Here is an 11,680-nt window from a genome sequence, read left to right as displayed (position 1 = left end):
GAAATGCGTATTCTTTAAAATGGATTTTCAAAAATCAAGAAGGCCGGTTCATCTTCAAAGGATGCAGCCAGGTAAAAGGTTGACTCGCTAAGAAACATTTTCTTTGGTCTGATTTTTATTCCATCCAAAAACTCCTCCCTAGTCAAATTTAATTTCAGGTCGTATTCAAACAAGTAATTATCATAAGTAACTCCGTCCGAAGCCAGTTGATAGCCAAGTCTATAGACTTTTTGTTTTTTGTCATCAACTACCGGTCGGAGAAAGTTTATCCGTTTTTCTAGCTCTCTTTTGAATTCTTTTTCTTCTGTTTCATTTTTTGCACGGAAAATTTCCTCAATAGGTATTACTTCTTCGAAAAACTTTGAATTATTGAATTTAGTATTTATGGTATCTCCATTTCTGAGATATGCAGTCATATTGGGCAAGCCTCTGTTTACTACAAGGATTCCATTAGGAAAGTCATTTATGACATAGGCCGGAGAAGAATAAAAAGTAAAGGATTTGACCATGGAAACCACAGCCCAATTTTTTATCAAATCGATTGAAGGAATTTCTCTCAGAAAAAAAGAGTCGCTTTTTGGATCATAGCTAAGCACTTGAGATTCTATAGTACCTATTTCTCCTGTCGTGAAGTGGAATAGCTCATCTTTATACAGAAATCCTATATTAGAAAATTTTCTAGCCAATCCAGGATTCAAATAAAAAAGATGATCCACTCTTATTTTATCCCTTATTTTCCCTTCCAGATTAAAAAAATAAAAAACATTGTCACCTTGGGCAATAAAACTACTATCATTGATCATCTGAAAATCAATCAACCAGTCTCCAATTCCATCCGGGCCTTCAGAAGGCATTTTTAAGGCGGACAGAAGTTCCTTAGATTTTATGTCCAACGTGTATAAATATCTCTTTTCAAGGTTAAAAATATAATAGGTCGAGGCATCATCAGACATCGCGGAAGAAGTCAAGAATTCTCCTTCATCTCCCAACTCGATGACTTCATTTTTGGACTCAAAAATAAGTGTATCAATTTTAATTGAATCTTTTGATGAAATATTTGTCGAACTCTCACTACAAGAGAAAAACAAACTAATACAAAGCAGCTTAACAACTAAGAATTCTTTCCTAAGGACAGGAAAAAAAGACCCTATCGTAATTTGAGAATTAGCATAGGATCTTTTTAAAGAAGTTATTGATTGATTTCTGTACATTGAGCTATACCTGATTCACAATGTCCCCCTCCAGCCGCTTCTGCTGTAGCTTGATCAGAATAAGTTCCTGTCCAGCTACCTTTACTGTTGTAGCAAACACATCGAAAACTTCCACCACCTACGATTGATTTCATCTGACTGCTCCCTAGTACATCCTCGGAAGTAAGTCTAAGCATTTCTAAACTTAGTTTCTTCATGATTTTTACGATTTAAATGGTTAATAAATTGATTTTGAGTTTGTACGCTAATCCTCCGACCTTTTGTGTCACCGGAGTCTATGACCATTCATCGCGATTGAATATTTTTCTGTAGAGTCCTGCATGGCTTTGAATATAGATTCCTGCTTTGCCTGTGCTCCATTCAGTCTATATGCTGCAAAAGCTTTATTATACCTACTATCCCCCAGATCAGTTGATAGAGTCAAATCCTTTCTTCCTTTGGTTTTTTAGCTTTCCCTTTTCGTCCAAAAACCCCATTGCATCTCTTGAAAATTGAGACAAACCTCAGAAATACGGCTGAAGATTTTATTTTCTTGAGACTAATTTGAGATATCTTTTGATTTACACCTAGTAAGATATTTCTAATTTTTAGTAAATTTTTACTTGTTTTTAGTACGGAATTAGGATCTGGATTGAAAAAAGTCAGGGCCAGGAACCTTATCTTTTTCGCCTATTTCAATTCAAATGCATAAAGAGTTCCGGCCCTACCCGGTATCTAATCTAAAATATGCCCCATGTAGGAGTTAAAACAGACAATTACAAAACAGGCCACTCCCCTTACTTCCCAAGATTATTTTTATTTGATTCACCAAAAAGCATTGCTTTTGGTGAATGAATGAATCTAGGATCCTTAGGATACTTCAAAGTAGGATTTCTGCGAAGCTTTTTAAAAGGAAGACCATCCTACTGATTGGAGCTAGGTAGGTCGGCAAAACAACTTTGATTCGCGAGATTCTTAAAAGTCGAGCATTTTTGTTTCTGGATGGAGATGAGCCTTTGGTCAGACAGCAATTGACCAATCCCAATACCAGGATTTCTGCTACATTATAATCCTGAGACTGAATTAAAAAGCAAAAAAACAACCCCGCCTCAGACTAAAGCGGGGTATAACCCGAAATATGCATTAGAGCTTCTATTCCGAGCTTATCCGCCGCGGCGGACAAAATCAATCGCTTCGCTGCATTTAGCTCAATCACCGTAGCGGTGCTATGCTTTATTCGCTAAATGTTTGATTTTCTTGCATTTTAAACTCTCATGACGTAGTCTAATACATAATCCGGGTTTAATTCTAGTTGGTTTGTCCAATTAAAGGGCTGTCAAGTATTTGTTGAATCCACCTGCGGTCGAAACTCGGAAACTGATCTCGGAGGACGGTCTTTTGATGGAATAAATCTTGTGCAATCCCTGCTCATCTGATACTCGTTCAGTGTGAATCAACTCATCCCCATCATAGATAGAAACGGTGATTTCGCTTGCCTCCAAGTTACTGACTAACAAACGATATTTGTTATCATCTATTTTGGCCACTCTGGAATATACAGAAGGGGTTTCGGCGATGAAGTTTTCAAAGGTTGCTGTTCGCAATACCCCGGATTGATCCATCACTTCTACTGAATAAGTCCCTTTGGGAAGGGCTTCCAAATCGTAGCGCTTAGCAAAAGCGTCGTCTTTAACGATCCGATCTCTAAGCACCAAGTGGTTGTCAGCATCCTTGATCTTGACGATCACTGTTCCCTCAGGAGCCTCGCTAATCGCTACGACTACTTTGGAAGCCTCACTTTTTCTGATTTCTACTGTTTTCTCAGTGCCTGCGGCAAAAGCTCCTGTTGCCATCCCGGCAACAAAAAGCATCGTGAATAATTTTTTCATTCTAATAATTGGTTTAATAGGTTCTTCTTAAAATTTGCAACCCGGAACGGCTGATCCGTCCTCGGAGGTATTTTGGGCTACAGGGTCCATCGAGTCTGATGGTATTCGAAATTGTCTTTTGACTCTACAAAGATACCAAACGGAAGTGAAATTGAAAATGTTTCAATAAAAATATATATTTTTTTAATAATCCTCAATAATATTAATCTTTTATTAAAAATATCATAAAATTATCCCGCAATCGATAGCGAAAGCCCTCTAATTAGGCAAATTTAAGAGATACCAAAATTATATGCCGTTTTTTTAATTTTTACAGAATATTGTCATTACATCGAATTAAAAATATACTGCTTCGCAATCGTTTGTATGGATTAAAAAAAATTCTCACATTTTAAAAGAAATTCAAAATTCATCAGAAATCAATCCTCATATAGGCGAAAAAACCCGGAAAGAGTAAATCTAACCGGGTCTCTGCTTGAATAAAATTACAGGGATTACTTCCGCTGAGCCATGGCTTTTTCCACCATTTCCTGGGCAAAACTTCCCTTGAGTTCGACAACCATCAAGTCTCCCTCATCACCACCGACCAGGACCACCAAATCAGAAATCGTCCGGGCTCCTTTGGAATATACCATGACGCCGGTTTTGCCTTCGGCTGCTTCCATCAGCAAGTCGTATCGCTCCTTTTGGAGGCCTTTTTGAAGGGCTCTAAATTCCGCATGATCGGCATCTGATCCTTCGGGTAGCTTGAAGAAATTCATTTTTTCGAGGGATTTAGCCACGGTGGCCATATCATCCTCATCCAGATCAATTTTAAAGCCTTCGGCAAAGTTGAGGAAATTCCCTCCCAATTCCATATTGAAGAAATCCTCATGGCCTTGGTATTTTTCTTTGAGGTGGGCCACAGATTTGCTTTGAGCAGAAACTTGGAGTACAAGACCTAAGAAGGCCAAGGTGAATAATAGCTTTTTCATCTGTTTATAATTTGTTTTTTAGAGGTCATAACTTGTCCCGAGTATCGGGGTGGAATCTCGCACAATTTACAATCATCCCAGTGTGTGTCGCTTGCGTCGTGCTCGATTTCATGTGTAGGTTTAGTTTAATACGTTATTTAATTCAACTTTGAGATTTTGGTGATTTTTGCCGGCATCTGGGGAGTAGGTAAAATGAAGCAATTCTGCCTGTTTGCGGTTTCCGACAAGCAAATAGACTTCCTTTGGCTGATTTTTTTCTGCCTTGGAATACATCAAGCAAAAGTCTTCTGATCCGACTTTGGAGAAATCTTCCTTAAATCCCGAAGGAATTCCTGCCGTAAATCCTTCGACCAAGTCCTTGGCGTTCAACTTTGATAAATCGTACACGCTGCTCTCGAGCTTTTCGAATTGGCTGAAATTAAAGGCTAGCTCAGAACCCTCAGTTAGAAAAGGGAAGGTATATTTCAATTTCAAGGCTTCATCCTTGACCGGTATTCCTTCCAAATCCATGGGCCAAAGTAGGCTTGGTTCTTGGGCTTGGTTAGCCAGTTTTTGATTGATGGAGGTGTAGGGATCATTTTGAGCAGAGGCTGTAAACGCCAAAGCCAAAAAGCCCAATGCCAAAAAGAAAGTATTTCTCATTTGTTTATTCATTTTAATCACTAATAATTGTATATCCTCATTTTACCCTGTAAAACCCAACTTCCCAAAATCGGGTAAGCTTAATGGTTCTCCCGCCTTCGGTCTCCCGTCTCCCGTCTCCCACCTTTCGTCTTACTTTATTCCTTTAGGGCCCTTTGATCCTTTTCCATATTGATCCATTCCCGGCAGGGAGGTTTTTTCGGCCAGGAGATTTAGATCCTCGTAGGTGAAGCTCCCGAGAAGAGATATCAGGGAGAATTCCTTCCCGCTGCCCGATACCATCATCAATTCCTGAATCAGGCCATTTCGCTCCCGAATCATAAATTTCAAACTACTCCCCTTGTCCTGCACATCCATCAACTCTTCGTACTGGTTTTTGGTCAGGGTACCCATCGCCTCTTTATACAGTGTCATCCCGTCCACTTCCTCGGAAGACAAAATCCGAATCCCCTTTATCTTGGAAATCAGGCTGCCCATCTCCTCCGCATCTTCATCCTCTCCTGCGTTATTTTTCAGAAAGCCACCGGCCATCTGCATCATTTTGGGCGAAATGTACACCCGGCTGAAGCGGTCATCCTCCATGTATTTGGAGAAAAATCGTTGGATTGCATCGTCTTGGGCAAAACTCTGGGAAAGTATTCCCAAGAAGAAAATCAGTAATACTAATGTCTTTTTCATTTTTTAATTGTCTAAATCAAATAGCTCCTGAGGTTTATTCAGGTGCTGTAATTCTTTCAATGGTTCTAATTGATCTTTCCCTTTTTCCAGGTTTCCCTGAACTAAGGCCAAGGCCTGCATGACTTCCAGATACGCGGCCTCCTCGGCACGGCTTTGGGCATTTTCCTGATAAATCCAAGTCCCCGCCAAACTCACCAAAATCACCGCTGCCCAGCCGATCCATTGGATTCGGATCGTCTTGGAAGACTTACTTTGAGGTAAGATTAACCTCTCAGGCTCTTCGTCTTTGGCTTGATCCAATCCCTCAAAAAGCAAGTTGAGCTCATCAAACCCATCCGCACTTTTAAGCAAATCTTTCAGTTCCTCCTCCTCCTGCAGGGTGGTTTTGGCTTGCCAATATTTTTCAAGCAATTCTTCGATTCTCGAATTCATTAATTTGGTTTGATTAGTTGGTTCCTAATGGCTTGGCGGGCACGGAAAAGGTTGACTTTAACCTGTTCCAAGCTGATTTCCAAGTATTCTGCGATCTCTTCATAAGTCAAGCCTTCAATTTCCCGGAGCTGAAAAACCTCCCTTTGTTTTTTCGGAAGAGATTTGAGCATCACATAAACTTTTTCCAACTTTTCGGCGGTCGCATTCTCCGATTTTCCTTCGCTAGGCAAATCTTCGAGCTCTTCTAAGCCCGTGATTTTGGATTCTTTTCGGAAGTGCATCAAGGCTTCATTTTTAAGCGAACGAACCAGCCAACCGTTTAGATTGGGATGCTTTTCGAGTTGATCCTGTTTTTGAAAAGAACGCTCGAAGACATTTTGAAGCAGATCCTCAGCCAAGCTCCTATCCCGGACCCATAAATAGACGAGACGGTATAGGCGACTTCGCAAAGGCCAAATATGTGCTTCAAAAAATGACTTCATTCAGGTAGATGATGCATGGGTTTCTAAAAAGTTACAGCTTTGTCAGAAATTTTTTCAATTTTTTATCCACTTGAAAAATCAATACCTCCCAACAGTTTCCGATACAAACTGTTAATTTCATAATTGAAAATGCTCCAATTTTAGATTTAATTTAAATTAGGTAAAAAATGGTATGCATGCAGACTATTTTATATTTTGCGAGCAGTAAAGAAAAACAAATGACTGGATCGAAAAACCATAAAGGCATAAAAAAAGCCCCGAATTGCTTCGGGGCTGGTGGTGATGAGTGGACTCGAACCACCGACTCACGGATTTTCAGTCCGATGCTCTACCAACTGAGCTACATCACCGTTTCGTAAAGTGATGCAAAGGTAGGTATTTGGTATTTCGATACAAATCATTTGAAGAAAAAATTATTAATACAAACCCAAATAAAACGCTAAAATAATCACTATGAGCTTTTTACCTCAACTCGCATTTTTGATCATTTTGGGCGTGGCAGGCTATATTCTGAGTAAGCGGATCAAATTTCTGAAAAGAAATATCCTGCTCGGCAAAGCCGAAACCCGAAATGACCAAACCGATGCACGCTGGAAAACCATGCTCTTGGTAGCATTTGGACAGCAAAAGATGTTCAAACGTTTCATTCCCGCATTCCTCCACCTTTTGATCTATGTGGGTTTTGTTGTCATCAATCTGGAAGTTTTGGAATTTATCCTTGACGGGATCTTAGGCACCCACCGGCTTTTTGCCCCCGTCTTGGGCAGTGCCTACACGGTGGCCATGAATATCTTTGAGTTTCTGGCCGTGGCGGTGCTGTTTTCCTGTGTGGTATTTCTGATTCGAAGAAATGTCACCCAAGTAGAGCGACTCCAAAAACCCGAATTAAAAGGTTGGCCGGCTCTAGACGCCAATTTGATTTTGGTCATAGAGATCGTTTTGATGGTTGCGATTTTGACCATGAATGCTACGGATCAGATTTTGGCCCAGCGGGGAGATGAGCATTACATCGCCTTGGGTCCCCTGTTTTTCAGTAGTTTAATCCAGCCTCTATTCGAAGGATTTTCCAATGGGACGCTGGTGTTCATAGAGCGTTTTGCCTGGTGGTTTCATATCGCAGGGATTTTAGCTTTTGCGATTTATGTCACCTATTCCAAGCATCTGCATATTTTCTTGGCTTTTCCCAATACTTGGTACACCAATCTCAAGCCCAAGGGAGAAATGATCAACATGCCTGAGGTGACCAATGAGGTCAATATGATGTTGGGAATTCCAAGCGAAAATGTTTCCGAGCTTCCTGCCGAAATCGCCCGATTCGGAGCCAAAGACGTCAATGACCTTTCCTGGATCAATATTCTCAACGCCTATTCTTGCACCGAATGCGGGCGCTGCTCAGCAGAATGTCCTGCTAACCTGACTGGGAAAAAACTTTCCCCCCGAAAAATCATGATGGATGTCCGTGACCGTGCGGAGGAGGTTGGAAAAAGTTTGGATGCAGGTGGTCCGGGTTTGGAGGACGGAAAATCCCTTTTGGGCGACTACATCACCAAAGAAGAACTTAACGCCTGCACCTCCTGCAATGCCTGCGTAGAAGCCTGTCCGGTCAATATCGATCCACTGGCCATCATTCTGGAAATGCGGCGCTATGTCGCCATGGAAGAATCCGGTACACCAGCACAGTGGAATGCTATGTTTCAAAATATGGAGACGAGCTTTTCCCCTTGGAAATTCAGCCCTCAGGATCGATTCAATTGGGCTGATTCTGTAAAAAATGAGGAAGTAAAATAAAGTCCGATGTGGGATGACCGATGTCCGATGTCTGACCATTCTGAATAGTTTGCATCTAATCATTGAATTATTGGTGACAAACTTCTCAGCCACTCGTAAATCCAAAATCTTAAATCGTAAATCAGAATTATGTCAACCTATAAAGTACCCACCATGGCCGAAATGGCCGCAAATGGCCAGGAGCCTGAAGTCCTTTTTTGGGTAGGCTGTGCCGGTTCATTTGATGACCGATACAAAGCCGTAACCCAGGCTTTTGTGAAAATATTGAATAAGGTAGGAGTTTCGTTTGCCGTTTTAGGACCTGAAGAAGCCTGTACCGGAGATCCTGCCCGACGTGCGGGCAATGAATTTTTGTTCCAAATGCAGGCCGTAGCCAATATACAAGTACTCAACGGCTACAACATCAAAAAGGTAGTCACGGCTTGCCCGCATTGCTTTAACACGATCAAAAATGAATACCCTGCACTAGGTGGCGAATACGAAGTGATTCATCATTCCCAGTTTCTCCAGCAATTGATCAATGCCGGTAAAGTCGCTCTGAAAGGCGGTGGTGAATTCAAAGGAAAGAAAATCACCTTTCACGACTCCTGCTTCCTTGGCCGCGCCAACAATGTCTATGAAGCTCCTCGGGAAGTCATCAAAGCCTTGGACGTGGAGTTGGTCGAAATGAAGCGCTGCCGCACCAAAGGGCTTTGTTGTGGTGCAGGAGGCGGACAAATGTTTAAAGAACCTGAACCGGGCAAAAAAGACATCAATATCGAGCGGACTGAAGAAGCCTTAGCGACTGGAGCAAGTACCATTGCCGTGGGTTGCCCTTTCTGCTTGACCATGATGAGCGATGGGGTTAAAAACAAAGAGCAGGAAGAAAAGGTCAAAGTCTATGACCTCGCCGAAATGATCGCGAAAGATATGGGGATTTGACGAAGTAGAATTGAATCAATTCCACCCTTTTTACCGTTAGGTAGGAAGGGTTTTTCAATTTAAACGAAAAGAAAAAATGTTTATCCCATTTGCACAGATGCCAGAAAATTCCCGAGTGTGGGTTTATCAAGCCGAGCGGGAGTTTTCAGACAAGGAATTACAGCAAATTCATCAGCGGCTCAGTCAGTTCTGTGAGGGATGGAATGTGCACGGAAATCCCCTTCCCACTTCCTACACGATACTTGACCAGCAACTCATTGTTTTGGCTGTGGATGAAAGCGGTCCCGGCGCAAGCGGATGCTCGATCGATAGCTCGGTTAGAACATTGAAGGAGCTGGAAAGCCAACTCCAAGTTAATTTGACAGATAGTGGAAAAGTCAGCTTTAAGCCTGCTGAAGGAGGCAAAATACAAGTTACCAAGGCCTTGGGAATCAAATCAAAAATCCAAGCCGGTGAAATCCAAGCCGAGACCTTGGTCATTAATCCTCAGGTAAATTCTAAAATGGACCTCGAAAAGGTTTGGATTTCGGCAGAGAATAGCTGGTTAAACAAATACTTTCCAAATTAATTAGTAATATTCAGCTCAGATCATCAAAGAACCCTCCGATGAAAAACCATTTTTTGTGGACACTCTTCCTAGGCTTGATTTTACTCAATGCCTGCAAAAGCCTTCAGGAAAAAGGTACCGAACAGTACCTTTCCGGGGAATATCAGTATGCGATCAACACCTTCAGTCAGATTCTGGAAGAGGATCCTGAAAATCAAGAAGCCAATCAAATCGTTGCTGAAAGTTACCGCTTATCCAATCGGGTTGAGCGAGCGGCTCCCTACTATGAAAAACTGGTAGAGGAAGATCCGACCTTTGAGAATTACTTTTTTCTTGGACAAAGTTTAAAAGCCCAGCAAGAAGACGAAAAGGCAAAAGAAGCCTTTGAAAAAGCCCGGGAATACACTCAGGATGAAAGCCTTTTGGCCCGAGTAAACCAAGAGCTATCCGGGATAGAATTCGCCAAAGGAATCGAAAACTACTGGCCTTACCATGAATTGGTCAACTATCGAGAATTGAATACCTCCGGTCCGGATTATGCCCCGATTGTCAGCGAGCAGTTTTTATACTTTACCAGTGCTAGACAGGCTTCTGGCATTTATCCGGCTACGGGAACACCTTATACCAAGCTCTTCCGTACGCGAGCCGAAGACCTCCGAGTGGATGTCAGTGGGATTCAACCGCTTCCCGAATTCCAAAACGAGGAAGGATTGAATCAAGCCGCAGCGGCAATCAGTCCAGATGGAAATACCATTATTTATGCCCGAGGTAATTCAACTTCCCCACGCGACCTTCCTGAGACCGCCCTTTTTGCTTCTTATTTTCGTGGATCCGGATTTTCTCAGCCTATTTGGATGCCGGTAAATGAAGATGAATTTTGGTGGAACTCCACCCCTTCTTTTAGTCCCGATGGAGAGGAACTTTATTTTGCTTCCAATCGTCCCGGGGGTTTTGGGGGAATTGACCTATACAAAGCCACAAAACTGGCTAATGGAGATTTTGGAAATGCAGTGAATCTCGGCCCCAATATCAATACCGCCGGAAATGAGCTATTCCCAAGAATGGCTCCCGACGGTAAATTTTTCTTTGCTTCTGACGGGCATCCCGGGTTTGGAAAGCTTGATCTTTTCGTAGCCGAATCCAATGAAGATGGCGAACAAGTCATCAAAAACCTTGGAGAAAACATCAATAGTTCGGCAGATGATTTCGCCATTTTCTTTACGGATTATCCCAAAGAAGGCTTCCTTTCTTCCAACCGTGAAGGTGGAGTAGGAGACGATGATATTTACTATTTTGAGGATAAAACCCCTACTCCAAAAATCGTCAATGTCCTGCTGAATGTCACGACCAAAGAGCGGGTAGCCGGTGAGGAAGATCAAATTCTGGAACAGGCCCGAGTCGTACTCTATAATGAGGAAAATAAGCAAATCGGAGGAGACTTTTCCAACTCCCGAGGTCAGGTTCGCTTTACCATGGAACCAGAATCTGACTACACGATCATTACCTCCAAAAACGGTTATTTCTCCAAATCCATCGCCTACTCTACCCGAGGCAAAACCCCGGATCCAAGTACCTTGGTGCAGGACGTGACCAATGTGAGTTTAGACACCACGGTAGTTTTGGATCAATTGATTTTGGATAAATCCATCATTTTAGAAAACATCTACTATGACTTGGATAAAGCCGAAATCCGACCGGATGCGGCGGCAGAATTGGACAAACTGGTACAAATTCTCAAAGACAATCCGACGATCCGAATTGAGTTAAGTTCGCATACCGACTCTCGCTCTTCGGATCAATACAACCTAGACTTATCGCAGCGTAGGGCCCAATCAGCCGTAGATTACATCGTCTCTCAGGGAATTGATGAAGATCGTTTGGTGGCCAAAGGCTATGGAGAAACCCAACTCATCATCGAAAACGCGCAAACCGAGGAAGAGCATCAAGTCAACCGACGGACGGAGTTTAAAGTGATTGAGATTCAGGAATGATTTAGTGGGAAGAAGGGAGTAGGAAGATGGATGTTTCTCTTGTGAGATACGGTAGAATACGATAGAAATAAAGCTCGCAAGCGAGCTGAAATATATTGAAATATCTCCCCCCTATTTCAGCCTAAGAATGAGGATATGTTTCGCCG

General features: G+C 42.2%; 12 protein-coding genes and 1 tRNA gene. 4 read left to right on the top strand and 9 right to left on the bottom strand.

Annotation, left to right across the window (positions count from 1 at the left end):
* Positions 1–14: 14 nt before the first annotated feature.
* The 9 genes from BM043_RS14940 to BM043_RS14895 all read right to left on the bottom strand — a co-directional run bounded on the left by BM043_RS14940 (position 15) and on the right by BM043_RS14895 (position 6,637).
* Complete coding sequence (locus BM043_RS14940) at positions 15–1,088, bottom strand: DUF4221 family protein (RefSeq protein WP_177188490.1); 1,074 nt, start codon at positions 1,086–1,088, stop codon at positions 15–17.
* A gap of 101 nt (positions 1,089–1,189) precedes the next feature.
* Positions 1,190–1,408, bottom strand: coding sequence for a hypothetical protein (locus BM043_RS14935; protein ID WP_092793054.1), 219 nt, complete (start codon positions 1,406–1,408; stop codon positions 1,190–1,192).
* Positions 1,409–2,515: 1,107 nt separating this feature from the next.
* Positions 2,516–3,079, bottom strand: a complete 564-nt coding sequence (locus BM043_RS14925) for a hypothetical protein (protein ID WP_092793051.1) — start codon at positions 3,077–3,079, stop codon at positions 2,516–2,518.
* Between the two features lie 494 nt (positions 3,080–3,573).
* Complete coding sequence (locus BM043_RS14920) at positions 3,574–4,053, bottom strand: DUF4252 domain-containing protein (protein WP_092793049.1); 480 nt, start codon at positions 4,051–4,053, stop codon at positions 3,574–3,576.
* 120 nt (positions 4,054–4,173) lie between these two features.
* Positions 4,174–4,695 (bottom strand): hypothetical protein, encoded by a 522-nt coding sequence (locus BM043_RS14915; RefSeq protein ID WP_143189548.1) that lies wholly within the window; start codon positions 4,693–4,695, stop codon positions 4,174–4,176.
* A 132-nt stretch (positions 4,696–4,827) separates the two neighbouring features.
* The gene (locus BM043_RS14910; RefSeq protein WP_092793044.1) at positions 4,828–5,373 is read right to left on the bottom strand and encodes a DUF4252 domain-containing protein; all 546 of its coding nucleotides are present in this window, start codon (positions 5,371–5,373) and stop codon (positions 4,828–4,830) included.
* Between the two features lie 3 nt (positions 5,374–5,376).
* Entirely contained in the window at positions 5,377–5,805 is a 429-nt protein-coding gene (locus BM043_RS14905; protein WP_092793040.1) for a hypothetical protein, read from the bottom strand.
* Complete coding sequence (locus tag BM043_RS14900) at positions 5,805–6,287, bottom strand: RNA polymerase sigma factor (RefSeq protein WP_092793036.1); 483 nt, start codon at positions 6,285–6,287, stop codon at positions 5,805–5,807. The genes BM043_RS14905 and BM043_RS14900 overlap by 1 nt, the downstream gene beginning before the upstream one ends.
* A gap of 274 nt (positions 6,288–6,561) precedes the next feature.
* A tRNA-Phe gene (locus tag BM043_RS14895) sits at positions 6,562–6,637 on the bottom strand.
* A gap of 103 nt (positions 6,638–6,740) precedes the next feature.
* On the opposite strand from BM043_RS14895, the gene BM043_RS14890 reads away from it, so the two are divergent.
* The 4 genes from BM043_RS14890 to BM043_RS14875 all read left to right on the top strand — a co-directional run bounded on the left by BM043_RS14890 (position 6,741) and on the right by BM043_RS14875 (position 11,534).
* The gene (locus BM043_RS14890) at positions 6,741–8,075 is read left to right on the top strand and encodes a 4Fe-4S dicluster domain-containing protein (protein WP_092793034.1); all 1,335 of its coding nucleotides are present in this window, start codon (positions 6,741–6,743) and stop codon (positions 8,073–8,075) included.
* A 129-nt stretch (positions 8,076–8,204) separates the two neighbouring features.
* Positions 8,205–8,996, top strand: a complete 792-nt coding sequence (locus BM043_RS14885; RefSeq protein WP_092793031.1) for a (Fe-S)-binding protein — start codon at positions 8,205–8,207, stop codon at positions 8,994–8,996.
* A gap of 76 nt (positions 8,997–9,072) precedes the next feature.
* Positions 9,073–9,564, top strand: a complete 492-nt coding sequence (locus tag BM043_RS14880) for a hypothetical protein (RefSeq protein WP_092793029.1) — start codon at positions 9,073–9,075, stop codon at positions 9,562–9,564.
* A gap of 38 nt (positions 9,565–9,602) precedes the next feature.
* The gene (locus BM043_RS14875; protein ID WP_092793028.1) at positions 9,603–11,534 is read left to right on the top strand and encodes a CHU_0125 family OmpA-like outer membrane integrity protein; all 1,932 of its coding nucleotides are present in this window, start codon (positions 9,603–9,605) and stop codon (positions 11,532–11,534) included.
* Positions 11,535–11,680 lie beyond the last annotated feature (146 nt).

The sequence above is a fragment of the Algoriphagus hitonicola genome (assembly GCF_900113375.1).
Classification (GTDB): Bacteria; Bacteroidota; Bacteroidia; order Cytophagales; family Cyclobacteriaceae; genus Algoriphagus; species Algoriphagus hitonicola.
Note: the sequence above shows the minus strand (reverse complement) of the source record. Positions and strands in the feature narration are given on the sequence as shown.

Coding starts and splice junctions, on each gene's coding strand:
- BM043_RS14935 (WP_092793054.1), bottom strand. CDS start 1,408: ATGAAGAAACTAAGTTTAGAAATGCTTAGACTTACTTCCGAGGATGTA.
- BM043_RS14925 (WP_092793051.1), bottom strand. CDS start 3,079: ATGAAAAAATTATTCACGATGCTTTTTGTTGCCGGGATGGCAACAGGA.
- BM043_RS14920 (WP_092793049.1), bottom strand. CDS start 4,053: ATGAAAAAGCTATTATTCACCTTGGCCTTCTTAGGTCTTGTACTCCAA.
- BM043_RS14915 (WP_143189548.1), bottom strand. CDS start 4,695: ATGAGAAATACTTTCTTTTTGGCATTGGGCTTTTTGGCTTTGGCGTTT.
- BM043_RS14910 (WP_092793044.1), bottom strand. CDS start 5,373: ATGAAAAAGACATTAGTATTACTGATTTTCTTCTTGGGAATACTTTCC.
- BM043_RS14905 (WP_092793040.1), bottom strand. CDS start 5,805: ATGAATTCGAGAATCGAAGAATTGCTTGAAAAATATTGGCAAGCCAAA.
- BM043_RS14900 (WP_092793036.1), bottom strand. CDS start 6,287: ATGAAGTCATTTTTTGAAGCACATATTTGGCCTTTGCGAAGTCGCCTA.
- BM043_RS14890 (WP_092793034.1), top strand. CDS start 6,741: ATGAGCTTTTTACCTCAACTCGCATTTTTGATCATTTTGGGCGTGGCA.
- BM043_RS14885 (WP_092793031.1), top strand. CDS start 8,205: ATGTCAACCTATAAAGTACCCACCATGGCCGAAATGGCCGCAAATGGC.
- BM043_RS14880 (WP_092793029.1), top strand. CDS start 9,073: ATGTTTATCCCATTTGCACAGATGCCAGAAAATTCCCGAGTGTGGGTT.
- BM043_RS14875 (WP_092793028.1), top strand. CDS start 9,603: ATGAAAAACCATTTTTTGTGGACACTCTTCCTAGGCTTGATTTTACTC.